Consider the following 26,138-nt stretch of genomic DNA (forward strand, 5'->3'; position numbering starts at 1 on the left):
AGAAAGGCCCTTCGAAGATGTCCATCGACCAGGCGTCGTGGGAAGCGGCGGTACAGCACCTGTACGAGGACGGGTTCGCGTTCATCGCCACCGGTCCGCGGGGGCACGAGGACTGGCGGGCCGACGTGCTCGCCGTCATGGAACGCGCCGTCCCCGATCCGCGCGGCTGGGCCGGGCTCGACGACACCGCGAACGATCGCTCTCCGGAACACCCCGCCGTCCCGTTCTGCCGCCCGTCCTTCAGGGACGATCCGGCCCGCCCGCTCACCCCGGCCGACGTCGGGGAACGGCTGCACGAGATCGACCGTGCGAGCGCCGAGAATCTCCTGCTCGCGATCACCGAGGACGGCTGCACCCTGGGGAACCTCGCAAGGTTCACCGAGAGCTTCGAAGAGCTGCAGGGCATGGCCCGCACCCTCCTCGCCCGCTACGGGGACGCGTTCACCTGCCACACCAACGTCAGCTCGGTCGGGCACGTCGGCACACTGGACTTCGGGGGCACATCCATGGGCTGGATGCCGATGACCTACTACGGGGAGGACTGCGGCCTGGTCGTCGTCTCCGACACCGAGGTCGGGCTCTTCTGGGCGTTCGGCGACATCTGACCCCCGAGAGGGGGAATCCATGCCGACCCGTTCAACGCGAATTGAGACAATGATCCGATGCTGACCCGTTCCGCCACCTACCCCGACCGGGAGACCGCCCAGTGGGCCACCCAGCAGGTGGTGACCGCCAACGAGCAGGTGTGCTGCGCGCCTACCTCGGCCAGCCCGCCGACGACACGGCGGAGCGGCGCAGCCGCGCGCTGGACGCCTACCTGCGCCACACCTGGCACACCCGCCCCTGGGCCATCGCGGAGGCGGAGCGCCAGCTGCGCGAGTACGGCCGCAACCCCCCCGGGGCGCCTGCGGATCGACCTCGGCGAGTTCTACGCCGTCCCCGACGTCGGGATCCCCCAAGCCTCGATCGGCGACTGGCTCTTCGTCCTCGCCGACCACCTCAAGCAGAGCGTCGAGGACGGCGAGGTGCCGCCGCCGGCGAACCCGCAGACCCACTGGGAGTGGCACGCACGGTTCCCGGAGACCGCGCAGCTGCTGGGCGGCTGGTTCTCGCAGGACATCGTCGACGAGTTCCCCGACCACGAGGCGGCGGTCGCGGACTACGCCGCCACCACCGACCCCCAGCTCGTCGCCCGCCTCGTCGGCGAACTCCACGAGCTGATCGCCCTCCCGCTGGACGAGGGCGACTACGCCATGGCCGCCGCGGAACTCGGCATGGAGGTCAACCCGCCCGAGCCGTTCTCGCACGGAGCGTGGTTCCGGACGGTGGCGACGACCCTGACCGCCGGCTGACGGATCGGGGCCCGGGGGTGTCCGGACTGCGCGCGGTACCCCGGAGGCGCCATGCCTTGGCGTCACCCGTACGACCCCACCTCCCGGGCGACCGGGGTGGCGGGCCGGCTGCGCGAGGCCCGCCGGCGCCCGGCCCCGGACGGTACGCCGGGCGGCTGCGCTGTGTTGCGGGTCTGTCCACCCAGTGCGACGGTGGTCCGGGGGCGATGCCGACGGCCTTGAGGCGACGGCACTGCAGGCCGAATGCACGGCCGATCCGCGCCCCACCTTCTTCGGCATCTGCCAGTCGGTGGATCGGCGCGTCCACGAACCGGGGGAAGCGCACAGAAAGCGGGAAACCCAATGTCGAACGAACCCATGGACAGGCGTGCCTTCGACCAGCAGCCTGAACGACCCGACGGGCTCGGCACGGGCCAAAGGAGCGAGTACACCGGCCGGTACGTGGTCGTACTCGATCCGAGGGATCAGGAGAGCGGACTGAACGCGCTGCGTTCCGCCGCCGACATCGCGCCCGTGGAACGGGTCCGCGGGGCCGCGGCCGCGCACGTCTCCGGGCTCCTGGAGGATCCCGAGGTCTCGGTGCTCTTCGAGGACCTCGCCGTGGCTGTCGTCGAGGTACGGCCGGAGAACCGCTTCGCGCTGGTGACCACGGCCGAGGCGCAGAACTCGATCCTGGCGGCCGAGCCGGAGCGCTGGGTCTACGCCTCGCCGATCACCGCCCCGCAGCAGGCGCCGACCGCTTTCTTCCCGGCCTACCGGAGCGACGCGCACGTCGTCGCCCGGCATTCCCTGGCCGAAACCGCCTTGGAACAGGGGCCGGCGCTGGACGAGACGCGCGTGACCTGGGGCCTCCAGGTGATCAGGGCCAACGTCTCCGGCCTGACCGGACGCGGAGTGAAGGTCGCCGTCCTCGACACCGGCGTGGACACGGACCACCCGGACCTGGCCGGTCGTATCGAGGACACGGCCTCCTTCATCCTCGGCCAGACGGTCGAGGACGGCCAGGGCCACGGCACGCACTGCATCGGCACCGCTGCCGGTCCGGCCAACCCCCAGCAGGGGCCCCGTTACGGGGTGGCGTGCGATGCGCGCGTCCTCGTCGGCAAGGTGCTCGCCAACGACGGCTTCGGCCCGGACGGCGCAATCCTGGCGGGCATCGCCTGGGCGCTCGACCACGGCGCGCAGGTGATCTCCATGTCGCTCGGCTCCCGCGTTCAGCCGGGTGAACTCTTCCCGCTCACCTACGAGATCCTGGCCCAACGCGCCCTCGACAAGGGGGCGGTGATCGTCGCGGCGGCGGGCAACGACAGCCGGCGGCCCGGGCTCGTGTCGCCCGTCGGGCGACCCGCCAACTGCCCCTCCATTCTCGCCGTGGCCTCGGTGAACAAGGCCATGGGGATGGCGCACTCCTCCTGCGGAGGCATCAACGGCCAGGGCGGCGAGGTCAACATCGCGGGTCCCGGCGTGGCCGTCCACTCGGCTGCCCCCGGCGGCGGTTACGCGACGCACTCGGGCACCAGCATGGCCACCCCGCACGTCGCGGGTGTCCTCGCCCTGCTCGCCGAGGCGAACCCCGCGGCCTCCGCGCGCGATCTCTGGGACGCTCTGCTGGCCAGTGCGCTCGTGCTGCCGCACCCCGTCCGGGACGTCGGTGCGGGTCTGGTCCAGGCTCCGTGAGCGAGTCCTCCGAGCCGGTCGGGGTCATCCTGGCGGTCGACGTCGGCCGGTTCGCGGAAGTCGTCGAGGCCCTACGACGTGCCGGACTGACGGTCACGAGCGAGCAGCCGACCGTCGGCACGCTCTCCGGCACCGTCGCGGAGGACCGGATCGCGGCGCTGGCGGCGGTCGACGGCGTCCTGGCCGTCGACAGGGAGCGCGTCAACCGGATCTCCCCGCAGTAGCCCCCCGTTCGCGCTCCATCCGCCGCGGGCGCACCCTGGAGGGAAGGGTGACCCCCTGGAGGTGATGCACCATGGCCACGCTCGTCGGGTGGCATGTGGAGCTCGAATTCACCGAGGAGGGCCACCGCACCAGTGCGGCGGCCCTGGTCAGACTCGGGGACGGCTCCGAGATCAAGGCGCGGGGCTATGCCCTGCGTCACCCCTCCGACCCGGAGCAGCTGAGGGTCGGGGAAGAGATCGCGGGCGCTCGCGCGCTCATGGATCTCGCGTCGCAGATGCTGCAGAAGGCCCACGCCGAGATCGACGAGGCGACGGGCCGGCACTCCTATCCGCTCAATAGTTGAGCGGGTACGCGCCGTCGGCGTGCCGAGGGGCTCCTCCTGGTGAGGAGCCCCTCAGCGCGTCCTGCTGCGGAACAGGACCGCCGACAGGGTCACGGCCACGGCCGTGATGCCCGCGCACCAGGTCAGGGCCACCCAGGGCGCGTCGCCCGCGGGCTGCGCCAGGAGCAGGGCGCGCAGGGACTCGATCACGGGGGTCAGCGGCTGGTGGTCGGCGAAGCCGTGCAGCCAGCCCGGCATGGTGTCGATGGGGACGAAGGCGCTGGACGGGTACGGCAGGAACATCATCAGGAAGGTGAAGCCGCCCGCCGCCTCCGGGGATTTGGCGAGCAGGCCGAGCGCGGCGGCCAGCCACGAGATCGCCGTGATGTACGTGAGCAGCAGGCCGGCCGCGGCGAGGAAGGCGGCCGGGCCCGCCTGGGGCCGGAAGCCGATGGCGAGGGCCACGGCGAGGACCAGGGTGGTGGAGACCAGGTTGCGCAGGACCGAGGCGGCGACGTGCCCGGCGAGGATCGGGATGCCGCCGATGTCGAGGGAGCGGAAGCGGTCGATGACGCCGTTCGTCATGTCCTCGGCGACGCTGACGGCGGTGGAGGCCGCGCCGAAGCCCGCGCAGAGCAGCATGGCGCCGGGGACCACGTACGTCACGTACGCCGTGCCGGTGTCGATGGCGCCGCCGAAGAAGTAGACGAAGATCAGCATCAGCATGACGGGCAGCATCAGGGCGGCGATCAGGGCGTCGGGCCGGCGGCTGCTGATGCGCAGGCTGCGGCCGGCCAGAGTGAGGGCGCTCACGGGCACGGCGGTCATCGGTCGGCTCCCGTCAGGGTGAGGAACACGTCGTCGAGGGTGGCGCTGCGGACGGCGAAGCGGTCCACGGCGGTGCGGTCCGGATCGAGTTCGTCGAGCAGGGCGCGGACGTGGGCGGCGGTGCCGTCGGTGGCCAGGCCGAGGACGAGCGCGTCGGGGTCGAGGTGGACGGCGCGCGGGGCGAGGGCCTCGTAGGCGGCGCCGGTGGTGAGGGTCAGGTCCAGGCGGTGTCCGGCGACGCGGGCCTTGAGTTCGGCCGGCGTGCCCTCGGCGGCGATGCGGCCGCCGGAGAGGACGGCGACGCGGTCGGCGAGCCGGTCGGCCTCCTCCAGGTACTGGGTGGTGAGCAGGACGGTGGTGCCGTCGGCGCGCAGCTCCCGTACGAGATCCCACAGGTCCTGGCGGCTGCGCGGGTCCAGGCCGTTGGTCGGCTCGTCAAGGAAGAGCACCTCGGGGCGGGAGACGAGGCTCGCGGCGAGGTCGAGGCGCCGGCGCATGCCGCCGGAGTACGTCTTCGCGGTGCGGCCGGCGGCCTCGGTGAGGCCGAAGCGGGCGAGGAGTCCGTCGGCGCGGGTACGGGCGGCGCGCGGGGAGAGCCCGGCGAGGCGGCCCATCATGCGCAGGGTCTCGGCGCCGGTCAGGAGCTCGTCGAGGGCGGCGAACTGGCCGGTGAGGGCGATGAGTTCGCGGACGCGGGCGCGTGCGGTGACGGTGTCGTGGCCGGCGATGCGGGCGGTGCCGGAGTCGGCGGCGGTGAGGGTGGCGAGGATCCGGACGGTGGTCGTCTTGCCGGCGCCGTTGGGGCCGAGGAGGGCGAGGACGCTGCCGCGCGGGACGGCGAGGTCGATGCCGTCGAGGACGCGGAGGTCGCCGTAGGACTTGGTCAGACCGGTGGCGTGGATGCCGAGGTCGCCGGAGGCGTGCGTGGTCATGGGGGATGGTGCTCCCTTCCCAGCTTCTGCGTATGCCTTACGCTCTTCTGTGTAAGTAATACACAGAACTAGGATGGGGGTCAATCGAGGAGTGGGCGGACATGGCGGACGAGGACAGCGGGACAGGGCTCCCGGCCAGCCTGGAAATGGCCTGGGGCCTGCGCGAACGCCCCGGCAAGGGACCGCGCCCCACGCTCACGCTGCCGAGGATCGTGGAGGCGGCGGTGACGCTGGCCGCTGCCGAGGGGGTGGACGCCGTCTCCATGGGCCGTGTGGCCAAGGAACTGGGCGTCTCGACGATGTCCCTCTACCGGTACGTCGCCGCGAAGGAGGAGCTCTACGTCCTCATGGCGGACGCGGGCGTCGGCGCCCCGCCGCCGCTACCGCCCGAGGCCGAGGGGTGGGGCTGGCGCGAGCTGCTCACGGACTGGGCGTACGCGCAGCGGGCCGTCCTGATGGCCAACTCCTGGATCCTGCGCATCCCGATCACCGCCGCCCCGGTCTCCCCGAACCAACTGGCCTGGATGGACCGGGGCCTCGCGTCCATGGCCGGCACGGGCCTGAAGGAGAGCGAGAAGCTCTCGACGATCATCCTGATCGGAGGGCTGGTACGGAACGAGGCCACGATGGCCGCCGACATGATGGACGCCATCGTGAAGTCCGGGGTCGCCCCGGAGCAGGCGCTCGGCCAGTACGTCCGCACGCTGAACCTGCTGACCGGCCCGGACAGCCACCCGGCCGTGACGCGGCTGCTGGGCTCGGACGCGTTCAGCGGCTCCGGCGAGCCGGACTTCCAGTTCCGCTTCGGCCTGGACCGCATCCTGGACGGTCTGACCCCGCTGGTCGCCGAGCGCGCCGCCGGCTGACGGAGCCGCGGGGTGCTACTGGCTTACCCAGCCGGTCAACGCCGCCCAGCTCGCCGGGGCGAGGTCCAGGACGGGGCCGTCTGTGTTCTTGGAGTCCCGGACGTGGATGGTGCCCGTGCAGGTGGCTACCTCGACGCACGCGTCGCCCTCGTCGGTGCTGTAGCTGGACTTGAACCACTGCGGTGCGGTGTTCATAGCTCTCCTACCAGACGGCCCAAAAAGGCTGCAGTCTCTTCGGGGTTGAGGGCCTGAGTCCGCAGCATGGCATACCGCAGGGTCAGGATGCTGATGTCGTCAGGGTTGGTGACGCGCTGGCTGCTGCGCTGGCATTCGACGTAGGCGCGGTGCTCGTGCTCCGGCGTTTCCAGCATGACGAACGAACCGGAGAGACCGGGGTGGGAGATCTGCCCGAACGGCAGCACTTGGAGTGTCACGTGCGGCAACTCCATGCAGCTCAGCAGATGGCGCACCTGCTCGCCGTAAACTGCGTCCCCGCCGATCCGGTCCCGGAGCGCTGCTTCCGACACCACGAAGGAAAGGCTCGGCGGATGCTTCCGGTGCAGCAGCTCGGTCCGAGCCATCCGGCGGGATGTCAGGGTCTCGATCTCCTCCTGAACGAATGCCGGGACGCGACCGCGGAAAAGGGCCCGCGCATAGTTCTCGGTCTGCAGCAGTCCCGGCAGCACCACAACCTCATACCAGGAGAAGGCGACGGCGTGTTTCTCCAGGTCCATGTACTCATCGGACCACGTGGGCGTCGGATCCTTCTCGGGCATCCCGTGAGCAGCGACGGACAACAGTCCGGGGAGCCCGAGGTGTTGGTCCATCAACTCCGCGACGTTCGGCATCAGAGTGCGTCGGCCTTGCTCAATGGACGCGATGGTCTCCTCGTCCAGCCGAACCAGCTCTCCGAGCTGCTTCTGGGTCAGGTTCTTGGCGATGCGGGCGGCGGCCACCATCGCGCCGACCATCTTCATGGTCGTCGCGTTCGGCCGTACTCGTTTCCTCGGTGGCATGACAGCGAACTCCCCACCCACGCATGCGGAATACCCCGTGCGGACCCGTACTCATCAATGAGTACGGGTCGGCGCTCAGCCACACGCTAGTCACGCAACGCGACGATCGTCCCGTGAATCCAACTATTCAGGCGGCGCTCATGCCCGAGCGTCTCTACCTGCGCTCACCCCGCTCCATCCCAGCTGCGCGCCAGTTCACACGTGACACCTTGCAGGCGTGGGGCGTGGACGAACGCCGGGACGACATGTTGCTCTGCGTGAGCGAGTTGGCGACCAACGCCCTGCGGTACGGGGTTCCGCCCGGCCGCGGCTACCTGCTGCGGCTGTTCGGCTTCGAGGACGCCACCGTCCGGGTCGAGGTGCACGACAGCGGGCCCGGGTTTTCCCGGATCACCGGGCAGCCGCACGGTCACGGGCTGACCCTCGTGGCCGCGCTCTCCGACGACTGGGGGGCGCTGGCCCGGTCGCCCGGGAAGGTCGTCTGGTGCGAGTTCCGCCGAGAAGTGACGGCGAGGCGGGCCGCCGCCCAGCCGGCGGTGAGGCAGAGCGGGGTGTAGAGCACCAGGTTGAGGGCGTAGAAGGGGCTGTCCGGCGGGCTGTCGAGGAGGCCGGCGGCCCAGCCGAGGCCCGCGAGGCCCCGTACGGTCAGGCCGGCCGCGACCGCGGCGGTGACGGCGCGGGTCGCCCGGCCGCCGCGGCCCCGGGCGTGGGTGAGTACGGCGGTGGCTCCCGTCAGCAGGACGGCGGCCAGGGGGAGCACCGCCGCCGGTCCGAAGGAGGTGTCCAGGCCGAGGACGGCCAGGGACAGGCTCCGTTCGTCGGCGGCGGGCCAGGTGGCGCCGGTGGCCCAGTACAGGTGGACCAGTCCGTCGGCCGCCAGCAGTCCGGCCACAGCCGTTCCCGCGCGCTTGTTCCTCATGTGAGCCCCCTTCGTGGTGGAAGAACCGTCACCGTGAAGGAGGGGGCGCACGGGGAGGACATTCCCTGTGCGCCCGGTCACATCAGCCGACCTGCTCCGGGGAGGTCGCCGTGATCACCGAGAAGACGCCGCCCTGCGGGTCGGCGAGGACGGCCATCCGGCCCGCCACCATGTCGAACGCCGGGGCCATGACGCTGCCTCCGGCCCGCACGACGGCGGCCTGGATCTCGTCGACGCTGTCCACGTGGAAGTACGGCATCCAGTGCGGCGGCACCCCGGCCGGCAGCTTGGCCAGGTCCATCATCCCGCCGACCGCGCGGTCGCCGACCTTGAACTCGGTGTAGTCCCCGGCGTCCGGCATCTCGGAGCGGGCCGTGGTGACGGGCAGGATGGCCGTGTAGAAGGCGGCTGCGGCGGGGACGTCGGGGGTGTTCAGCTCGTTCCAGATGAGGGCGCCGTGCTCGTTGACGATGCCGGCGCCGTCGAAGGTGCCGACCTGCCACAGGCCGACTGCGGCGCCGGTGGGGTCGGTGATGACGGCCATCCGGCCGAGGTCCATGACGTCCATCGCGCCCATCATCACCGTGCCGCCGGCGTCGGTGACCGACTTGAGGGTGGAGTCGAGGGAGTCGGTGGCCAGGTACGTGGTCCACGCGACCGGCGGCATCGGGTCCGGGACGGTGCCGTCCGGGTTGCTCGCCTTCATGATGCCGGCGACGGGCTGGCCCTTGAGGGTGCAGACGGAGTAGCCGCCCTGCTCGGCCGGGCCGATCTCGCCCTGCCAGCCGAAGAGGTCGTTGTAGAAGTCGAGGGCCGCCTGCTGGTCGGGGACCATCAGGTCGATCCAGCAGGGGGTGCCGGGCTTGTAGGGGCCGTTCATGTCGGGCACGGGTGCCTCCGGGGGCGGATGGGGGAAGGACGGGCCGTCCCCTACCCGGTCCGCGCGGCCGGAATCGGGCCGTACGGGTGATGTCGGCCTTGCTGCCGGGCTGCGAGAGGGTATCGGCCGTGGCGGGCCGCAGCGATGCCGTACGCGGGCCGTGCGGGACGAGCCAAGACTGGTACGGTAAACCCGTACGAGTGTCCGTAGTGTTCAGGAGGACAAACGTGTCGATGTCCGCGAATGAGGCTCGGCAGCGCTTCTACCCGCTGATCCGGCAGGTCAACGAGGACCACGTACCCATAGAGGTGACCTCCCGGGAGCACGGCGACGTCGTCATCATGTCCGCCGAAGACTTCCGGTCCTGGCAGGAGACCGTCTACCTGCTGCGCTCACCGCGCAACGCGCAGATCCTCATGGAGTCGATCGCCGAGCTGGACGCCGGTCACGGCCAGGCCAGGGAGCTCATCGAAGCGGAAGGCGACGAGGGGTTCGCCGCGTGAAGGTCCTTTTCTCCAGCAGCGCCTGGGATCAGTACACCTACTGGGCGACCGCCGACCCCAAGCTCCTGAAGAGGATCAACCGCTTGATCAAGGAGATCCAGCGCACGCCGTTCGAGGGTGCCGGCAAGCCGGAACCGCTCAAGGAGAACCTCTCGGGGTGGTGGTCCCGGCGGATCACCGACGAGCACCGTCTGGTGTACCGGATCAGGGACGCGGCCGTGGAGATCGCTCAGGCCCGCTACCACTACTGACCGGAAAGGCGCGCGGCCCCGCCACCGGGTGGGTGACGGGGCCTGGCGACCGCGTGCCTCAGGCGGTGGTGCGGCGGCGGCGGCCGGTGCCCGCGACCAGGGCGGCGCCCATGGCGAGGGCCACGCCCGCGCCGCCGAGGGCCCAGGTGGTGGCCGAGTCGGCGCCGGTGGCGGCGAGTTCGCCGCCGGTGCCCTTGGTGGTGTCGACGATCGACTTGGAGCCGCCGTTCGGCTTCGGCTGGTTGCCGTTGTCACCGGTGGCCGGGTCGGCGGCGACGATCTTCGTCAGGCGGGCCTTGGAGTGCGAAGTCGCCCACGGCTTCGGGGTGTCCGGGCCGACGTGGGAGGTGCCCCAGGAGGAGATCCGCAGGTCGCCGAGCGGCGCGTCGGCCGTCAGGCGGATGCGGACCTGGATGTCGAAGCTCTGGCCGTCCGCGACGGGGCCGCCCGCGAGGTCGACGCCGAGGAACACGCCCTCCTCCTCGTTCCGGATCTCGGCCTCGTGCCAGCCGGACTTGCCGTTCTTGTCCTTGCTCAGGACCTCGACCTTGACCTGGGAGCTCTTCATCGGGACCCAGTCCGGCCGGGCCAGGACCAGGCCGACGTTGAAGCCGTCCAGGGCCTTCTTGCCGGAGTTGTCGACGTGGACGGACAGGTGGGTCCAGTCGCCGCCGGCCTTGACGGTCTCCGGGACGCCGTTCACCGCGAGCGCGGGGCCCTCGACGAACGGGTCCTCGTCCCCGTCCTCGGCGCCTTCGATCTTGGCGTCGTACCAGCTGCTGGGGCCGTACTTCCAGCCGTCGGCGCTGATGCTCACGGCGTCGGAGGCCATGTCGAAGCGGATGCGCGGGGCGTCCGCGGTGAAGCGGATGCGCACGTCGAGGTCGTAGCTCGCGCCGCGGTCGAGCTCGCCGACGGTGCCGATGAAGTAGTCGCTCATGCTGGTGGCGTCGGTCTCGTGGTCGAGCGCCGTGGCGGGCCACCAGTAGCTGCTGCCGTCCGTGCGGACGATGCGGGTCTCGATCTCGTAGTGGCTGGCCTTCAGCTTGCCGCCGGCCTTGTCGACCGAGAGGCGGGGCTGGAGCCCGTTGACCCAGTCGCCGCCCGAGTTGTCGACCGACACCTTCAGCTGGGTCCAGTCGCCGCCCGGCTTGAAGCCGTTCTTCGGGATGCCCGCGACGGTGACGTCGGGGCCCATCATGATGCCGTCGGACTTGGCCTGCGGCTTGTCCGCGGCGGGCTTGGCGTCCTTCGACGGCTGCTCGGCGGGCGCCGGGGCCGGGGCGGTCGGTGCCGGCGACTCGACGACGGGCGCGGGCTTGTCCGCGACCGGCTTCTCGGCGACCGGCTTGTCCGCGGCCGGCTTCTCGGCGACGGGCGTTTCGGCGACGGGCGTGGTCGGCGCACCGGCGTCGGCGGTGGCGTCGTCCTTCGGCGCCACGTCGGGAACGATCACGGCCGGCTGGTCGGCGGCCATGGCGGGCGTGGCGGTCAGGATGGTCGGTCCGGCCACGGCGACCGCGGCGACCGCGGCCATGCGCTTGATCTTCTTCATTTGTATCCCCCATACATCTTCTTTTGAACATGATCAGATTAGTGGGGGTGGTGGGAAAGTTGACACCTTAAACATCACGAAACGCCAACGACCCCGGCAGTGGATGCCGGGGTCGTTGACCTTTGGTGCGTTCTGTCCGCAGTCCGGATATCAGAGCTTCTCGGGCGTCCGGATCCCGAGGAGGGACATGCCCTTGGTGAGCGTGCGGGCCGTCAGGTCGCACAGGAACAGCCGGTTCTCGCCGACGACGAGCTCGGGCTCGGGCTTCACGACCGGGCACTCGGTGTAGAACGTCGTGAACAGCGAGGCCAGCTGGTACAGGTACGCAGCCAGCTTGTGCGGAGCGTGCTCCGCGGCCGCCTCCTCGATCAGCGCGCCGAAGCCGTCCAGGTGCAGACCCAGCGCCCGCTCGGCCGGCGCCAGCACCAGCTCAGGGTGAGCCACCGGGGAACGGTCGCCCGCGTTGCGCAGGATCGACCGGATCCGGGCGTACGCGTACTGGAGGTACACGGACGTGTCACCGGTCAGCGACACCATCTGGTCCAGGTCGAACTTGTAGTCGCGCGCCGCCGAGGTGGAGAGGTCCGCGTACTTGACCGCGCCGATGCCGACCTGGAGACCGTTCTCGACGATCTCCTGCTCGGTGAGCAGGCCACGGTCCTTGTCCTTGTCCCGCACGACTGCCGTGGCGCGGTCGACGGCCTCGTCCAGGAGGTCCACCAGCCGGACCGTCTCGCCCTCACGGGTCTTGAACGGCTTGCCGTCCTTGCCGAGCACCGTGCCGAAGGCCAGCTGCACGGCCTTGACCTCGTCGTTCAGCCAGCCCGCGCGGCGGGCCGTCTCGAAGACCATCTTGAAGTGCAGGGACTGCCGCGCGTCGACCACGTAGATCAGCTCGGTCGCGCCCAGGGTGCCCACCCGGTCGCGGATCGCGGACAGGTCGGTGGCCGCGTAGCCGAAGCCGCCGTCCGACTTCTGCACGATCAGCGGGGTCGGGTTGCCGTCCGGGCCCTTGACGTCGTCGAAGAACACGCACAGCGCGCCGTTGGAGCGGACGGCGACGCCCGACTCCTCCAGCAGCTTGCACGTCTCGACCAGCATGTCGTTGTAGCCGGACTCGCCGACCACGTCGGGGTCCTGGATGTCCATGTCCAGCTTGTTGAAGACGGAGTAGAAGTAGATCTTCGACTCGTCCACGAACCGCTGCCAGAGGGAGAGGGTCTCCGGGTCGCCCGCCTGGAGGTCCACCACCCGGGCCCGGGCGCGCGTCTTGAACTCCTCGTCGGAGTCGAACAGGGCGCGCGAGGCCTTGTACAGGCGGTTGAGGTTGGACATGGCCTCCTCGCCGGAGACCTCCTCCTCGGACTTGTGGTCCAGCTCGTGCGGGTGCTCCAGCAGGTACTGGATGAGCATGCCGAACTGGGTGCCCCAGTCGCCGATGTGGTGGCGACGGACCACCTTCTCGCCCGTGAACTCCAGGATCTCCACCATCGCCGCGCCGATCACGGCCGAGCGCAGGTGCCCGACGTGCATCTCCTTGGCCACGTTCGGCTGCGCGTAGTCGATCACCGTGGTGCCCGGGTTCGCCGCGAGCGGGACGCCCAGCCGGTCGTCGCCGGCCCGCGCGGCCAGGGTCTCGATGATCGCCCGGTCGGTGATGGTGATGTTCAGGAAGCCCGGGCCCGAGACCTCGATCTCCTGGATCAGGTCACCGGTCGCGATGCCCTCGACCACGGTCGTCGCCAGCTCGCGCGGGTTGGCCTTCGCCTTCTTCGCGAGCGCCAGGATGCCGTTGGCCTGGAAGTCGGCCCGGTCGCTTCGTCGCAGCAGCGGGTCGGCGGCACCGGCCTCCGGCAGGGCGGAGGCGAGGGCGTCCGCGACGCGCTGATTGACGGAGGAAGCGAGGGAAGGGACCGAGGCCATGAGCTGCCGTTCCTGTGAGGTTGTGCCGGTGGGTGCACTTGGTTGTTCCGACAAGAGCCGAGTATCCCACGTGGGGGCAACCGGTTTCCCGTGCGAAAAGCAACCTCAGAGTGACCTGTTCCGTCTGGGAGAATGGCTGAAGCCAGCATTCGAGATAGAAGGACGTGTCGTGGCTCAGAGCAGCACCGAGACCGACTGGGTCTCCCGTTTCGCGGACGAGGTCATCGCCGAGGCGGAGCGCCGAGCACCCGGCAAACCTGTCGTCGTCGCGTCCGGACTCTCCCCCTCCGGCCCGATCCACCTGGGCAACCTCCGCGAGGTCATGACCCCCCACCTGGTCGCGGACGAGATCCGCCGCCGGGGCATCGAGGTCCGCCACCTCATCTCCTGGGACGACTACGACCGGTACCGGAAGGTGCCCGCCGGCGTGCCCGGCATCGACGAGTCGTGGGCCCAGCACATCGGGCGCCCGCTGACCGCCGTGCCCGCCCCGGCCGGCTCCGCGTACCCGAACTGGGCCGAGCACTTCAAGGCCGTCTTCGTCGAGGCACTGGCCGAGATGGGCGTCGAATACGACCCGATCAGCCAGACCGAGCAGTACACGAACGGCGTCTACCGCGAGCAGGTCCTGTTCGCGATGAAGCACCGCGGCGACATCGACGCGGTCCTCGACCAGTACCGCACCAAGCAGAAGCCGGGCGGCAAGAAGCCCCAGCAGAAGCAGGTCGACGAGGCCGAGCTGGAGGCCGCCGAGGGCTCCGGAGCGGCCGCCGAGGACGACGGCAGCACCGGCGAAGGCGGGTACTTCCCGTACAAGCCGTACTGCGGCGAGTGCGGCAAGGACTTCACCAAGGTCACCTCGTACGACGACGAGACCACCGAGATGACCTACGTCTGCACCGAGGACGAGTTCACCGAGACGGTCAAGCTCAGCGAGTTCAACCGCGGCAAGCTCGTCTGGAAGGTCGACTGGCCCATGCGCTGGGCCTACGAGGGCGTCATCTTCGAGCCCTCCGGCGTCGACCACTCCTCACCCGGCTCCTCCTTCCAGGTCGGCGGCCAGATCGTGCACATCTTCGGCGGCGAGCAGCCGATCGGACCGATGTACGCGTTCGTCGGCATCAGCGGCATGGCCAAGATGTCCTCCAGCAAGGGCGGGGTCCCCACCCCGGCCGACGCGCTGAAGATCATGGAGCCGCAGCTGCTGCGCTGGCTCTACGCCCGCCGCCGCCCCAACCAGTCCTTCAAGATCGCCTTCGACCAGGAGATCCAGCGGCTCTACGACGAGTGGGACAAGCTGGAGGCCAAGGTCGCCGACGGCTCCGTGCTGCCCGCCGACGCCGCCGCGCACACCCGCGCCGTGCGCACCGCCGCCGCCGAGCTGCCGCGCACCCCGCGCCCGCTCCCGTACCGGACGCTCGCGTCCGTCGCCGACATCACCGCCGGCCACGACGAGCAGACCCTGCGCATCCTGACCGACCTCGACCCGACGCAGCCGCTCACCTCCCTCGACGAGGTACGGCCGCGCCTGGACCGCGCCGAGAACTGGATCACCACCCAGGTCCCGGCCGACCAGCGCACCCTCGTACGCGAGGAGCCCGACACCGAGCTCCTGTCGTCCCTGGACGACGAGGGCCGCGAATCGCTGCGCCTGCTCCTGGAGGGCCTGGACTCGCACTGGTCCCTCGACGGACTGACCACGCTCGTCTACGGCGTCCCGAAGGTCATGGCCGGACTGGAGCCCGACGCCAAGCCGACGCCCGAGCTCAAGGTCGCGCAGCGGACGTTCTTCGCGCTGCTGTACCGGCTCCTCGTGACCCGCGAGACCGGACCGCGACTGCCCACGCTGCTGCTGGCCGTGGGCGCGGACCGGGTGCGCAAGCTGCTCGCCGTCTGAGGCCGCACGAACCATGCGGAAGGGCCCGCACCCCTCGGGGTGCGGGCCCTTCCGCATGGTCGGACGCCGTACTCGGCCGCTCAGGCGATGTGCTCCGCCTCGCGGTCCTTGTTGTAGCGCAGCTTGAACGCCGGGATCATCCGGCGGAGCAGGGAACCGCTGCGCGGATGGGTCACGCCGTACCCGTCCGAGAGGTGTATGTCGAGGGCCTCGGCCGACGGGTAGTCCTGCTTCTCGTCGGACAGCGCACAGAACACCTTGTACGCGACCTCGGCGAACTCGGCCTCGTCGGGCGTCTCCGGACCCTCCTCCGCGGCCGGCTGGGCCTGCTGGGCCTGCTGCGCCGGGCCTTGGGCCTGGGCGGCCTGGGCCGCCTGGAGGCCCTGGATGCCATCCTCCTGGCGGGGCGCCGGGATCGGCAGGTCCTGCTGCACCGGCTGCTGCTCCTCCGGCCCCATCGGGGGCAGCACCGGAGTCGGCTCCAGCCCCTCGACGTACTGCGGGTTGTAGCCGCCCTCGTACGCCGCCTGCGGAGCCTTCGGCGCGGCGAACCACGCACTGTTGTGGGCCGCCGGCATCGCCGTCGGCTCCACCGCGAACGGCGGCGGGCCGTGCATCACGGCCGGCCCGGCCGGAACCCCGCCCACGCCCTGCGCCCCGGCGGCCTGCCGGGCCTGCTCCGCCTGCTGGGCGAGCCCCGGCGTGCCCACCGCGCCCGCCGCGGCCACCAGGGCCGGCGCACCGGCCGCACCCTGCTGATCCAGCGGGGGCAGCACCGCCGGCTCGATGCCCGCCACCGCCAGCGCCTCCGGCGCCGTCTCCTTGAGCGGCACACCGATCCGGGCCAGCTTCAGCGGCATCAGCGCCTCCACCGGAGCCTTCCGCCGCCAGGAACGCCCGTACCGCGCCTGCAGGCGCGCCTGGTAGATCAGCCGGTCCTGCTCCATGCCGACCGCCTGCTCGTAGGAGCGCAGCTCCCACAGCTTCATCCGGCGCCACAGCTTGAACGTGGGTATCGGCGACAGCAGCCACCGCGTGATCCGCACGCCCTCCATGTGCCGGTCCGCGGTGATGTCCGCGATCCGGCCCACCGCGTGCCGGGCCGCCTCCACCGTCACCACGAACAGGATCGGGATCACGGCGTGCATGCCGACACCCAGCGGGTCCGGCCAGGAAGCCGCACCGTTGAAGGCGATCGTCGCCGCCGTCAGCAGCCACGCCGTCTGGCGCAGCAGCGGGAAGGGTATGCGGAGCCAGGTCAGCAGCAGGTCCAGCGCGAGCAGCACGCAGATGCCCGCGTCGATACCTATCGGGAACACCAGCGAGAAGCTGCCGAAGCCCTTCTGCTCGGCGAGGGAGCGCACCGCGGCGTACGAGCCGGCGAAGCCGATCCCCGCGATGACCACGGCTCCCGCGACCACGACGCCGATGAGTATCCGGTGCGTACGAGTCAGCTGCATCGCGGCCACCCGCGATCCCCTCCCCTTGTCGAGCACAAACCGAGCGCTGAGCACTTACCGAGCCTTTACCGAGCTGCGGCAGGCACAGCGTACGGGTGACTGGATGTCAGTGCCCCAGGAGGCCCCGCCACCCCGCCACCACCACTACCAGCGGGGCTGCGGCTACTGCTGGGGCTGCGGCGACTGCGACTGCGGCTGCTCCGCCTGCTGCTTGTTGGCGGCGTCGACCGAGGCCACGGCCTCCTTGGCCGCCGCAACGGCGTCCTGGAGCAGCTTCGCCTGGTCCGGAGCACCGGCACCCTCGTACGCGGCACCGTTGTAGTCGAGCGTGACCACCACGTTCTGGGTGCGCGCCACGATCGTCGTGTTGAAGAAGTCGACGTCCTTCTTGACGCTGTAGACGACCGACGTCCCCTGGTCGCCGATCCCCTCCGTGGCCTCGGGCTTCAGGTTCTGCGCGCCCTCGGACGCCTTCGCCTTCTCGACCTGCTTGTTGTACTCCTCCTCGGCGCGCTTGTTCGCGCTGCCGAGCGAGGCGTGCGAGTCGGCCCGGAAGAAGGAGAGCGACAGCCAGCGGTACTGCGAGCCCTTCAGACCGTCCGAGTCCAGGCCGTTCCAGGAGCAGCTGGCACGGCTGGCCAGGTCGTTCGACTTGGCCGCCGTACCGCTCTTGTCCTTCGCTTCCGGAACGACCGTGTCTATCGTCGCCGTCTGGAGCGCCTTGCAGGGATCCGGAAGCGTGGCGTACGCCGCCTTCTCCAGCTCGGGGGAGGACTTCGCCTTGGGCTTGGCCGACGAGGAGGCCGTGGACTTCTTGCCGCCGTTCGAGCCCGAGTCCTTGCCCGAGTCGGACGAGCACCCGGCGACGGTGAGGATCACCGGGACGGCTGCGCAGGCGAGAACGCGGGTGAGGCGCGAGGCTGATCGGTGCATGGTTCCTTCAGTGCGTGTGAGGGGTCATCTTCGGACGCGGGACCCGGGCAACGGTAGCCCGAGCGGGTGCCCGCCTGCTGTGCGCGGGGTCACGCACGGCCGCGGCGGGCGCCGTTCACTCGTTGAAACGCTCCACCAGAGCCTGCGCCAACTGCTGCGCCCTGTCCTGGGTTTCCGCACTCGGCGGGACCGTACCGGGCAGGGCCGGCTGCACGCTGTACTCGACCTTGACGATGACATTCGAGGTGCGGAACACAATCCGCACGGTGCGCGTCTGCGCGGCGGTGGCCCCGGCGGGGCTCAGCTTGTCCTCGATGAAGGCCTGGCTGCCGAGGCCGTCCAGGACGCGGGAGCCGAGCTCGACCGGCGCGGACGGGCTCCCGCCGGGGGACGCCGCTCCGGGGGACGCCGCTCCGGCCGAGGGCGTGGCCGCGGCGGTGGCGGCGGTCGTGGGCGTGGGCGCGGGACCGGCGGGACCCGAGGGAGTCGGGCTCGTGGCGGGGCCGGGGAAGGGCAGGTGCGCGTCCGTGAGCAGGCGTACGTAGACCTGCTTCGCCTTGTCGTCGTCGCTGCTGGTGGCCCGGTCGTACGAGACCACGCGCTCGAAGCCGACCGACAGCAGCCGTGTCTCCTCCGGCGACTGCGCGGTCCAGCGGCAGCCGACGTGCCGGTCGCCGTCGTACGAGGCGTCCGCGACGCCGGCGTACAGCTGGTCGCGCTGCTCGGCGGTGAGGCTGTCGCCGGCCGGCAGCATGGCCTTGAGCTTCTTGCTGTCGACACCGGCCTTGCAGGGCGCGGGCAGACTGCGGTACTTCCCCGGCTGGGCGGGCGCGGCGGGATTGCCGCCGGCCTTCGAGTCGCTGGTGCCGCCGCCGCTGCTCCCGCCGGTGCACCCGGTCAGACCGAGCGCGCCGGCCGCGAGCGCGGTGAGCACCGCGATGCCTGGCAGGATCCGCGACCCTCGCCGTACCGCCTTGCGCTGCACGTCCACTGGCTCCCTTCGACCGGCGGGCCCCCGCCGGTCAGGAAAATGCGTTGCCGCTCCTTGGCCACGGCTGGACACAATGTCTATCGCACACGCTGGTGCTGGCGCCGGTCCCCTGTCGTATTTGGGATCAAGAGCGAGGCTTTTGAGCAATCTGACTTTTCTGTGATTTTCGGGGGATTGATTCCGTATGTCGTATGTCGAGGTACCTGGGGCGAACGTCCCCATCCGGATGTGGACCGACCCGGCGTCGGTCGAGGACGGCGCGATGCAGCAGCTGCGCAACGTCGCCACCCTCCCGTGGATCAAGGGCCTGGCCGTCATGCCGGACGTCCACTACGGCAAGGGCGCCACGGTCGGCTCGGTGATCGCCATGAAGGACGCGGTCTGTCCGGCGGCGGTGGGCGTGGACATCGGCTGCGGCATGTCGGCGGTGAAGACGTCCCTGACGGCGAACGACCTGCCGGGGGACCTGTCCAAGCTCCGGTCGAAGATCGAGCAGGCGATTCCGGTGGGCATGGGCCTCCACAAGGAGGCGGTGGACCCGTCGCGGCTGTACGGCTTCTCGGAGGCGGGGTACGAGGACCTCTGGGCGCGGTTCGACTACCTCACCGATGCGGTGAAGTTCCGGCAGGAACGTGCCACGAAGCAGATCGGAACGCTCGGAAGCGGCAACCATTTCATCGAATTCTGTCTCGATGAGACAGGTTCGGTCTGGCTGATGCTGCACTCCGGGTCCCGGAACATCGGCAACGAGCTTGCCGCCTACCACATCGGCGTGGCCCGCAGCCTGGACCACAACCAGAACCTGGTCGACCGGGACCTGGCGGTGTTCCTGTCGGCGACCCCGGAGATGGAGGCGTACCGCAACGACCTCTTCTGGGCGCAGGAGTACGCCAAGTACAACCGCGCGGCGATGATGAGCCTCTTCAAGGAGGTCGTGCGCAAGGAGTTCCGGAAGGCGAAGGTCTCCTTCGACCGGGAGATCAGCTGCCACCACAACTATGTGGCGGAGGAGCGGTACGAGGGCATGGACCTGCTGGTCACGCGCAAGGGCGCGATCCGGGCCGGCAGCGGCGACTACGGGATCATCCCGGGCTCCATGGGTACGGGCTCGTACATCGTGAAGGGCCTCGGTAACGAGAAGTCGTTCAACTCCGCCTCGCACGGAGCGGGCCGGAAGATGAGCCGGACGGCGGCGAAGAAGAAGTTCTCGGCGCGCGACCTGGTGGAGCAAACCAAGGGCGTGGAGTGCCGTAAGGACTCGGGCGTCGTGGACGAGATCCCGGGCGCGTACAAGTCGATCGAGCAGGTGATCGACCAGCAGACCGACCTCGTCCAGGTCGTCGCCAAGCTCAAGCAGGTCATCTGCGTGAAGGGCTGAGGCCCGGGCGCGGCTGTCGGGGGAGTGGAGGGGCCCGGACCGATCGTGATCGGTCCGGGCCCCTCCGCGTGCGTCAGCCCTCGTCCCCGTCGAGGAGGCGGTCCACGGGGAGTTCGAGGGTGATGCCGATGGATCCGGGCAGGGGGACGGACGTGCCGCGCTTGAAGGCCTTGCGGGAGTGGTATTCGCCGCCGCGGGGGTCGGTGTGGAGCACGGCTTCGTCGTGGCGTCGGTCGGCGACCAGGTAGATCGGGATGCCGGCCTGGGCGTAACAGTCGACCTTGGTTCCGAGGTCGTCAGACCAGTTGGACGAGGTGACCTCCACGACCATGCGGAAGATGTGGGGTGCGAAGCAGTTCTTCTCGACGTGCGCATCCCGATAGTCGGACTCGACGAGCGAGAGGTCCGGAATCGCGAAGTCGGTCGGTCCCGACGGCAGCCACAGGCCGATGCCCTGGAGGTATTTGAGGCCCGCCTGTCGGGCCCCGGCCGTGAAGAGCTCCTCGATGAGCCAGGTCAAGGATTCGGCGTGAGGTCCGTCGGCAGGTGGTGTCACGGTGAGCCTCCCCTGGAGAATTTCCACTCGGTGCCCGGGAAGCTCCCTGGAGAGTCGATCGGCGGCCTCCGCGATCGTGGTCTCGTGCTGTATCACGGCCATAGCTTCCTCCTTTTCGTGGCTCACGCTTTCGGAGGGTAGCCGCGCCCGCTGACATTCCGAGCGGATTCACCCATACGGACCCTGGGTGCACAGGTCCTCAACTTCCCCTTCTGGCACGAGGGTTGACGGTCGAGTTGGTCTAGACCAAGGTGTGCGGCATGGGGAGAACTCGTGTGTTTCTGGCCGCGCTCGCGGCGTTGTCGCTTGCTCTGGGGGCCGCCGGGTCCGCGCAGGCCGGGGTGGGGTTGCCGGCTGTCGTGGCGCATGTGCCGACGCAGGAGAAGGTCGTCTTCATCACGATCGACGACGGGTGGAACCACGATCCGGAGGCGGCCCGGATCCTGCTGGAGAAGCGGGTGCCGGTGTCGTTGTTCCTGCTGCCCGGGGCGACCTCGTACGACACCGGGTACTTCACCCGGCTCGTGGAGGAGGGGCGGGCGAGTGTGGAGAACCACACCGTCAGTCATCCGGATCTGACCACGCTCGACGCGGTGGGGAAGGATGGCGAGGTGTGCGGGGCCGGGGAGCGGATCGAGGCCGACTTCGGGCGGGCGCCGAAGCTGCTGCGGCCGCCCTACGGGGCCGTGGACGACGAGGTGCGGCTCGCGGCCAAGGCGTGCGGGGTGAAGGCGCTCGTCACGTGGACCCACGACTTCACCACCTGGGGCGAGACGCCGCCCACGCCGCGGCTGAAGGCCGGGGACATCGTGCTGCTGCACTTCACGCCGACGCTGGCGGCGGATCTGGAGCGGGCGCTGGGCGCGGCCAGGGCCGCGGGGCTGAGGCCCGCGGCCCTGATGCCGCACCTGAAGGCGGCCGGTCTGGCTTAGAGCTCGCGGTGGACCTTCGTGTTCGAGGCCTGGGCGCGGGGGCGGACCACGAGGAGGTCGATGTTGACGTGGCTGGGGCGGGTCACCGCCCAGGTGACGGTGTCGGCCACGTCGTCGGCGGAGAGGGGGTCCGCGACGCCCGCGTAGACCTTTTCCGCCTTCTCGGCGTCGCCGCGGAAGCGGGTCTTGGCGAACTCCTCCGTCTTGACCATGCCGGGGGCGATCTCGATGACGCGTACGGGCTGGCCGACGATCTCCAGGCGGAGGGTCTCGGCGAGGACGCGGGCGCCGTTCTTGGCCGCGACGTAGCCGGCGCCGCCCTCGTACGTGGAGTGGCCGGCGGTGGAGGAGAGGACCACGACCGTGCCGTCGCCGGAGGCGGTGAGGGCGGGGAGCAGGGCCTGGGTGATGTTGAGGGTGCCGATGACGTTGACCTCGTACATCGTGCGCCAGTCGGCGGGGTCGCCGGTGGCGACGGGCTCGGCTCCGATGGCGCCGCCCGCGTTGTTGACGAGGACGTCGCAGCGGTCGAGGGAGGCGGCGAAGGCGTCGACGGCGGCGCGGTCGGTGACGTCGAGGGCGTGGGCGGCCGCGGAGTGGCCGGCGTCGGTGAGCTCGGCGGCGAGGGCCTCGATGCGGTCCTTGCGGCGGGCCGTGAGGACGACGTGGTAGCCGGCGGCGGCGAGCTGCCGGGCGGTGGCCGCGCCGATGCCGCTGCTCGCGCCGGTGACTACGGCGGTTCGGGTGGCCGGTGCCGTGCTCATCTACGGGGCTCCTCGGTCGTGCGTAGGTCGTTCATACGGGCGATTACCCGCCAGCATAGGCGCGGCCCGGCGGGCGGGTGGTTCAGCGCCCGCGCGGGGCGTACATGATCACGGCCATGCCGGTGAGGCAGACGAGGGCTCCGATGACGTCCCAGCGGTCGGGGCGGTAGCCGTCGGCGACGACGCCCCAGAGGAGGGATCCGGCGACGAAGACTCCGCCGTAGGCGGCGAGGACGCGGGCGAAGTCGCCCTGGGGCTGGAGGGTGGCGACGAAGCCGTAGAGGCCGAGGGCGATCACCCCGGCGCCGATCCAGGCCCAGCCCTTGTGCTCGCGGACGCCCTGCCAGACGAGCCAGGCGCCGCCGATCTCCAGGAGGGCGGCGAGGGTGAAGAGCGCGGCGGAGCGTGCGATCAGCATGGCTGGAAGCGTACGAGGGCGGGTGGGGCAGATGGGGGTACGGCCCGCCCTCATTCGTGTGATGGTCCGATCGGCGGTCGCTGCCGGTGGCTAGCCTCCGCGCGAGGAGGTGGTGGCGGTGCGCCGTGGTGCCGTACGGAGTGTGGTGGTGGCGGGGTTGCTGGCGCTGGGTGCGGGTGCGCCGCCCGGGTGGGCCTCGGCTTCGGCCGGGCCGGAGGCCGACGTGGCGTACCACGGCCGGGTCCACCTGTCGGGGGCGCACCTGCGGATCTGGCTGGTCCCGGAGAACGACGGGCCGGCCGCGCTGGCGAACGCGACGCTGCGGGTGCGGCTGTCGGCCGAGCTCGCGGACCGGCAGGAGCTGGCGGCGGGCTGCGCGCGGGCCGGTGTGCGCGAGGTGGTGTGCGAGACGGGCCCGATGCCGCTGCACGGGCGGGGCCGGCACATCGGGCTGGCGCTGGCGCTGCGGGAGCGGGTGCCGGAGGTGGTGGTGCGGGTCGACACGTGGTGGAACGGCGGTGCGACGGACCGGAACCTCGTGAACAACGAGCACGTGGTGCTGGCCCTGGACACGGGTGACGCGTACGCCTTCTAGGGCCTGCTGATCCTTCGAGCGGCTGCCCCTTCGAGCGGCTGCGCCGCGCCCGTGCCCGGCCGGTCAGGTGGTGCCGAATTCGACGAGGGCCTCGTCGACGATCCGCTCCAGGCGGGCGTGGTGGGCTCCGCGCCAGTAGACGCGCTCGCATTCGGTGCACTGCGCGAACACGTCGTAGGAGCGGTGCGTGCCGTGTTCGAGGCGGTCGCCGACGCTCTCCTTGTCGGCCTCGTGGAGCGGGCCGTTGCACGCGGTGCAGCGGGTCCACGGCGCGAGGACGGGCGCGAACCGGCCGAGGACGTCGCGCAGTTGCTCGTCGGGGTTGTCGCTGTAGACGTAGGCGCCGGCGAACAGCTCGCGGCGGCGCAGCAGTCCGCGGTCGCGGGAGAGCAGGACGCGCTGCTCGGCGGCGGAGCGGGTGGCGAGGGCGGGGTCGCCGATGTCCTCGTTCTCGTAGGCGGCGTCGACGCCGAGCAGGCGCAGGCGGCGGGCGAGGGTGCCGAGGTGGACGTCGAGGAGGAAGCGCAGGGGTGCGCCGGGGATCCGTTGGGGCCGGTCGACGCCGAACACCTCGACGTTCTGGCCGTCCTGGGGGACGTACGAGACGGGCACTTCGCGGCCGTCGACGAGGAGGCGGCCGACTTCGGTGAGCGGGACGCCGGCCGACTCCACGACGTGGCCGAGGCTGGAGGCGCCGTCGGTCGTGGTCGGTACGCGTTCGGCGCGCCGGCTGGGCGGGGCGAAGAGGCGCAGTTCGGGAGCGAGGGTGAGCTGAATGCCGGGTCCGTTCACCCTGCCAGCATGCCATTTCCGGGGGGCCGGCCGCCGCCCCTTTAGGGAGGTCAGGCGGATGTGGCGACGGTCTGGTCGTACGCGTCGCGGTGGGCGCTGACCTCGTCGAAGTGGTTCTCGGCCCAGAGCTTCACGGAGGAGAGGAGGCAGCTGAGGCTGTTGCCGAGGTCGGTGAGCCGGTAGTCGACGCGGACGGGGACGGTGGGGGTGACGGTGCGGCTGACGAGGCCGTCGCGTTCGAGGGAGCGGAGGGTCTGGGTGAGCATCTTCTGGCTGACGCCGGGGATCTTGCGGCCGAGGTCGCTGTAGCGCAGGGACCGGTCGTCGGCCTGGGCGAGGGCGCTGACGATGAGGCCGACCCACTTGTCGCTGATGCGGGCCAGGAGCTGGCCGGTGGGGCACTCCTTGAGGAAGGCGTCGTAGCCGGCACGGGCTTGTGTGCGGCGGGCTTCGGCGGTGCTGGTGGCCATGCGGTCCCCCACTTCGGGTCACTTCAGGTCGGTCCGGGTCACTGCGGGTTCGGGGTGCTCCAGGGGCACTTCGGGGTCGGGTACGCACTTTGGAGTGCGTACTTACGGAAAGAGAGTACCTCTCCCTAGGTTAGTGGTCATCGGAACACGGCAACGGACAAGGGGAGTTGGCGACATGAGTGACGAGCGGACGATGCTGGCGGTCGTGGTGGACGAGTTCGGCGGGCCGGAGCGGGTCGAGCTGGCCGAGGTCCCGGTGCCGCGGCCGGAGGCGGGCCAGGTCCGGGTCCGGGTGCGGGCCGCCGGGGTCAACCCGGTGGACGGCGCGGTCCGCGCCGGCGTCTTCGGCGGCGCCGGGCAGCGGATCGGCCTCGGCTGGGACGTGGCCGGGGAGATCGACGAGGTGGGCGCGGACGTGACCGGCCACCGTCGTGGCGACCGGGTCGTGGGGCTGCACTACGGGACGGTGAAGCCGCTGGGCACGCACGCGGAGTACGCGGTGCTCGACGCCACCGCCGTGGTGGCCGCGCCGGCCACGGTGGACACCGTGGCCGCGGCGGGGCTGCCGCTGGCCGGGCTCACCGCGGCCCGCGCGGTGGACCTGCTGGGGCTCGCCCCCGGCGCCTCGGTGCTCGTCACCGGCGCGGCGGGCGTGGTCGGCGGGCTGGCGGTGCAGCTCGCGGCGCGGGCCGGCCTGGTGGTGACGGCCCTGGCGGGCGCCGGGGACGAGGACTTCGTACGGTCCCTGGGCGCGGCCGCCTTCGTCCCGCGCGGCGGGGCTCCGGCCGGGCCGGTGGACGGGGTCCTGGACACGGCCGTCCTGGGGGAGCCCGCGCTGGGCTTCGTCCGCGACGGCGGGGTCTACGTCGGCGTGATCCCGGGCGCGGCCCCGGCGGCGGAGCGCGGGATCCGCGTCGAGGAGCAGGAGGTCGCAGCGGACGGGGAGCACCTGGCCCGCCTGGTGTCCCTGGTGGACGCGGGCGAGCTCACGCTCCGCGTGGCGGACACCTTCCCCCTCGCGGACGCGCAGAAGGCGCACGACCGCCTCGCGACCCCGGGGGTCCGCGGCCGCATCATCCTGACGGCGTGATCCCGGCGGGCGGAGTGGTCCCGGCTGGCGGCGTGGTCCCGGCGGGGGGTGTGGTCCCGGCGGGCGGTGCGCTCCTGCTGGGCGGTGTGGTCCCGGGCCGCGGCCCCACCCGGTAGCGCCAGTCGCGGCTCGGGTGGGGCACGCCGGGCGGATACTCGAAGTCGACCTCCCCCAGGCACTCGAACCCCGCCCGCCGGCAGACGGCGTTGGACGCCGGGTGGTCCGTCCCCGGGAACGCGTGGATGCTGTCGCGGGTGCCGTGGGCGCGGACGTAGGACAGGAGCTCGGCGAGCGCCGCCACCGCCAGCCCCCGGCCCTGGAACTCGGGCAGCACGCCCCAGCCGGCCTCGTAGACCGGCTCGCCCCGCCACTCGCGCTCCCAGAAGCCGATGCTGCCGACGCTCTCCCCGGAGGGCTCCAGCACCACCCGGAACATCCGCCCGGCGGCCGGCTCCCGCGCGCTCAGCGCCACGTACCGCCGCTGCCGGTCGGCGAGCTTCTCCGGCGTCTCCGGCCCGCCGAGATGCCCGGTCATCGCGGGCTCGTTCGCGCGCTGCAGCAGCCGGAAGTCCCTCTCACCCCACGGCTCCAGCCGCACACGTGTCTCCATGCG

29 protein-coding genes and 2 pseudogenes are annotated in these 26,138 nt (G+C 71.1%); 14 read left to right on the top strand and 17 right to left on the bottom strand.

Translation table 11 applies throughout. The features are described 5' to 3' along the window. Positions 1 to 17 precede the first annotated feature (17 nt). The 5 genes and pseudogenes from OG472_RS25480 (at position 18) to OG472_RS25500 (ending at position 3,597) form a co-directional block, all read left to right on the top strand. Positions 18 to 605, top strand: a complete 588-nt coding sequence (locus OG472_RS25480; protein WP_405942091.1) for a hypothetical protein — start codon at positions 18 to 20, stop codon at positions 603 to 605. A gap of 101 nt (positions 606 to 706) precedes the next feature. Next, a pseudogene (locus OG472_RS25485) lies at positions 707 to 1,352 on the top strand (contact-dependent growth inhibition system immunity protein). Between the two features lie 342 nt (positions 1,353 to 1,694). Next, positions 1,695 to 3,029 (top strand): S8 family peptidase, encoded by a 1,335-nt coding sequence (locus OG472_RS25490; RefSeq protein WP_405831399.1) that lies wholly within the window; start codon positions 1,695 to 1,697, stop codon positions 3,027 to 3,029. Then, entirely contained in the window at positions 3,026 to 3,253 is a 228-nt protein-coding gene (locus OG472_RS25495; protein ID WP_405831401.1) for a hypothetical protein, read from the top strand. The genes OG472_RS25490 and OG472_RS25495 overlap by 4 nt, the downstream gene beginning before the upstream one ends. Positions 3,254 to 3,324: 71 nt before the next feature. After that, positions 3,325 to 3,597 carry a DUF1876 domain-containing protein gene (locus OG472_RS25500; protein WP_030722627.1) on the top strand — a complete coding sequence of 91 codons (273 nt, stop codon included), beginning with the start codon at positions 3,325 to 3,327 and terminating at the stop codon, positions 3,595 to 3,597. A gap of 51 nt (positions 3,598 to 3,648) precedes the next feature. Here the strand turns inward: OG472_RS25500 and OG472_RS25505 are convergent, their stop codons facing one another. Together OG472_RS25505 and OG472_RS25510 are read right to left on the bottom strand one after the other, a co-directional pair. Further along, entirely contained in the window at positions 3,649 to 4,404 is a 756-nt protein-coding gene (locus OG472_RS25505; protein WP_401607780.1) for an ABC transporter permease, read from the bottom strand. Then, positions 4,401 to 5,336: an ATP-binding cassette domain-containing protein gene (locus tag OG472_RS25510; protein WP_405942092.1), complete on the bottom strand. Its 936-nt coding sequence runs from the start codon at positions 5,334 to 5,336 to the stop codon at positions 4,401 to 4,403. Before OG472_RS25510 ends, OG472_RS25505 begins: the two co-directional genes overlap by 4 nt. A 101-nt stretch (positions 5,337 to 5,437) precedes the next feature. Between OG472_RS25510 and OG472_RS25515 the strand changes: the two genes are divergently transcribed. Then, complete coding sequence (locus OG472_RS25515) at positions 5,438 to 6,202, top strand: TetR/AcrR family transcriptional regulator (RefSeq protein ID WP_401607776.1); 765 nt, start codon at positions 5,438 to 5,440, stop codon at positions 6,200 to 6,202. A 15-nt stretch (positions 6,203 to 6,217) separates the two neighbouring features. Here OG472_RS25515 and OG472_RS25520 read toward each other — a convergent pair whose 3' ends face one another. Together OG472_RS25520 and OG472_RS25525 are read right to left on the bottom strand one after the other, a co-directional pair. Next, positions 6,218 to 6,397: a DUF397 domain-containing protein gene (locus OG472_RS25520; protein ID WP_401607774.1), complete on the bottom strand. Its 180-nt coding sequence runs from the start codon at positions 6,395 to 6,397 to the stop codon at positions 6,218 to 6,220. Next, a complete protein-coding gene (locus OG472_RS25525; RefSeq protein ID WP_401607772.1) occupies positions 6,394 to 7,179 on the bottom strand; it encodes a Scr1 family TA system antitoxin-like transcriptional regulator in 786 nt (261 codons plus the stop codon). The genes OG472_RS25520 and OG472_RS25525 overlap by 4 nt, the downstream gene beginning before the upstream one ends. 179 nt (positions 7,180 to 7,358) lie before the next feature. Between OG472_RS25525 and OG472_RS25530 the strand changes: the two are divergent. After that, positions 7,359 to 7,640: pseudogene (locus OG472_RS25530) on the top strand (ATP-binding protein); the annotation flags it as partial. On the opposite strand, the gene OG472_RS25535 reads toward OG472_RS25530, so the two are convergent. Continuing rightward, positions 7,628 to 8,137: a DUF3995 domain-containing protein gene (locus OG472_RS25535; RefSeq protein WP_405942093.1), complete on the bottom strand. Its 510-nt coding sequence runs from the start codon at positions 8,135 to 8,137 to the stop codon at positions 7,628 to 7,630. The pseudogene OG472_RS25530 and the gene OG472_RS25535 overlap by 13 nt on opposite strands. Positions 8,138 to 8,219: 82 nt before the next feature. Then, positions 8,220 to 9,017: a VOC family protein gene (locus OG472_RS25540; RefSeq protein ID WP_405943209.1), complete on the bottom strand. Its 798-nt coding sequence runs from the start codon at positions 9,015 to 9,017 to the stop codon at positions 8,220 to 8,222. A 227-nt stretch (positions 9,018 to 9,244) separates the two neighbouring features. Here OG472_RS25540 and OG472_RS25545 point away from each other — a divergent pair, with 227 nt between their 5' ends. After that, positions 9,245 to 9,520: a type II toxin-antitoxin system prevent-host-death family antitoxin gene (locus tag OG472_RS25545; protein WP_361768669.1), complete on the top strand. Its 276-nt coding sequence runs from the start codon at positions 9,245 to 9,247 to the stop codon at positions 9,518 to 9,520. Then, positions 9,517 to 9,771, top strand: a complete 255-nt coding sequence (locus OG472_RS25550; RefSeq protein WP_405831409.1) for a Txe/YoeB family addiction module toxin — start codon at positions 9,517 to 9,519, stop codon at positions 9,769 to 9,771. The genes OG472_RS25545 and OG472_RS25550 overlap by 4 nt, the downstream gene beginning before the upstream one ends. Positions 9,772 to 9,829: 58 nt before the next feature. On the opposite strand, the gene OG472_RS25555 is transcribed toward OG472_RS25550, so the two are convergent. Beyond that, a complete protein-coding gene (locus tag OG472_RS25555) occupies positions 9,830 to 11,326 on the bottom strand; it encodes a hypothetical protein (protein ID WP_405942094.1) in 1,497 nt (498 codons plus the stop codon). A 150-nt stretch (positions 11,327 to 11,476) separates the two neighbouring features. Beyond that, positions 11,477 to 13,249 (bottom strand): arginine--tRNA ligase, encoded by a 1,773-nt coding sequence (gene argS, locus OG472_RS25560; protein ID WP_405942095.1) that lies wholly within the window; start codon positions 13,247 to 13,249, stop codon positions 11,477 to 11,479. Between the two features lie 169 nt (positions 13,250 to 13,418). On the opposite strand from argS, the gene lysS reads away from it, so the two are divergent. Continuing rightward, positions 13,419 to 15,146 carry a lysine--tRNA ligase gene (lysS, locus tag OG472_RS25565; RefSeq protein ID WP_401607760.1) on the top strand — a complete coding sequence of 576 codons (1,728 nt, stop codon included), beginning with the start codon at positions 13,419 to 13,421 and terminating at the stop codon, positions 15,144 to 15,146. An 80-nt stretch (positions 15,147 to 15,226) separates the two neighbouring features. Here the strand turns inward: lysS and OG472_RS25570 are convergent, their stop codons facing one another. The 3 genes from OG472_RS25570 to OG472_RS25580 all read right to left on the bottom strand — a co-directional run bounded on the left by OG472_RS25570 (position 15,227) and on the right by OG472_RS25580 (position 18,524). Further along, entirely contained in the window at positions 15,227 to 16,615 is a 1,389-nt protein-coding gene (locus OG472_RS25570) for a DUF2637 domain-containing protein (protein WP_405831412.1), read from the bottom strand. Positions 16,616 to 16,768: 153 nt separating this feature from the next. Then, complete coding sequence (locus OG472_RS25575) at positions 16,769 to 17,539, bottom strand: DUF3558 family protein (RefSeq protein WP_383574850.1); 771 nt, start codon at positions 17,537 to 17,539, stop codon at positions 16,769 to 16,771. A 115-nt stretch (positions 17,540 to 17,654) separates the two neighbouring features. Continuing rightward, a complete protein-coding gene (locus tag OG472_RS25580) occupies positions 17,655 to 18,524 on the bottom strand; it encodes a DUF3558 domain-containing protein (protein WP_405942096.1) in 870 nt (289 codons plus the stop codon). 190 nt (positions 18,525 to 18,714) lie between these two features. Here OG472_RS25580 and OG472_RS25585 point away from each other — a divergent pair, with 190 nt between their 5' ends. Further along, positions 18,715 to 19,908 (top strand): RtcB family protein, encoded by a 1,194-nt coding sequence (locus OG472_RS25585; protein WP_405831416.1) that lies wholly within the window; start codon positions 18,715 to 18,717, stop codon positions 19,906 to 19,908. A gap of 73 nt (positions 19,909 to 19,981) precedes the next feature. On the opposite strand, the gene OG472_RS25590 is transcribed toward OG472_RS25585, so the two are convergent. Beyond that, positions 19,982 to 20,566, bottom strand: a complete 585-nt coding sequence (locus OG472_RS25590) for a Uma2 family endonuclease (RefSeq protein ID WP_405831418.1) — start codon at positions 20,564 to 20,566, stop codon at positions 19,982 to 19,984. 158 nt (positions 20,567 to 20,724) lie between these two features. Between OG472_RS25590 and OG472_RS25595 the strand changes: the two genes are divergently transcribed. Beyond that, on the top strand, positions 20,725 to 21,396 hold the full coding sequence (locus OG472_RS25595) for a polysaccharide deacetylase family protein (RefSeq protein WP_405942097.1): 672 nt from the start codon (positions 20,725 to 20,727) through the stop codon (positions 21,394 to 21,396). Here OG472_RS25595 and OG472_RS25600 read toward each other — a convergent pair. Continuing rightward, the gene (locus OG472_RS25600) at positions 21,393 to 22,160 is read right to left on the bottom strand and encodes an SDR family NAD(P)-dependent oxidoreductase (protein ID WP_405831421.1); all 768 of its coding nucleotides are present in this window, start codon (positions 22,158 to 22,160) and stop codon (positions 21,393 to 21,395) included. The two genes, OG472_RS25595 and OG472_RS25600, sit on opposite strands and share 4 nt — an antisense overlap. 82 nt (positions 22,161 to 22,242) lie before the next feature. Further along, on the bottom strand, positions 22,243 to 22,578 hold the full coding sequence (locus OG472_RS25605; protein WP_383574839.1) for a YnfA family protein: 336 nt from the start codon (positions 22,576 to 22,578) through the stop codon (positions 22,243 to 22,245). A 118-nt stretch (positions 22,579 to 22,696) separates the two neighbouring features. Here OG472_RS25605 and OG472_RS25610 point away from each other — a divergent pair, with 118 nt between their 5' ends. Beyond that, positions 22,697 to 23,173 (top strand): hypothetical protein, encoded by a 477-nt coding sequence (locus tag OG472_RS25610; protein ID WP_405831423.1) that lies wholly within the window; start codon positions 22,697 to 22,699, stop codon positions 23,171 to 23,173. Between the two features lie 63 nt (positions 23,174 to 23,236). On the opposite strand, the gene OG472_RS25615 is transcribed toward OG472_RS25610, so the two are convergent. Further along, positions 23,237 to 23,965, bottom strand: a complete 729-nt coding sequence (locus OG472_RS25615; protein ID WP_383574835.1) for a Mut7-C RNAse domain-containing protein — start codon at positions 23,963 to 23,965, stop codon at positions 23,237 to 23,239. 50 nt (positions 23,966 to 24,015) lie between these two features. Beyond that, positions 24,016 to 24,435 carry a winged helix-turn-helix transcriptional regulator gene (locus OG472_RS25620; protein WP_401607733.1) on the bottom strand — a complete coding sequence of 140 codons (420 nt, stop codon included), beginning with the start codon at positions 24,433 to 24,435 and terminating at the stop codon, positions 24,016 to 24,018. 193 nt (positions 24,436 to 24,628) lie between these two features. On the opposite strand from OG472_RS25620, the gene OG472_RS25625 reads away from it, so the two are divergent. Further along, a complete protein-coding gene (locus OG472_RS25625) occupies positions 24,629 to 25,525 on the top strand; it encodes an NADP-dependent oxidoreductase (protein WP_401607906.1) in 897 nt (298 codons plus the stop codon). Here OG472_RS25625 and OG472_RS25630 read toward each other — a convergent pair. Further along, on the bottom strand, positions 25,509 to 26,135 hold the full coding sequence (locus OG472_RS25630) for a GNAT family N-acetyltransferase (RefSeq protein ID WP_405942098.1): 627 nt from the start codon (positions 26,133 to 26,135) through the stop codon (positions 25,509 to 25,511). The two genes, OG472_RS25625 and OG472_RS25630, sit on opposite strands and share 17 nt — an antisense overlap. Positions 26,136 to 26,138: the final 3 nt, after the last annotated feature.

Source organism: Streptomyces sp. NBC_00207 (assembly GCF_045160965.1).
Taxonomy (GTDB): domain Bacteria; phylum Actinomycetota; class Actinomycetes; order Streptomycetales; family Streptomycetaceae; genus Streptomyces.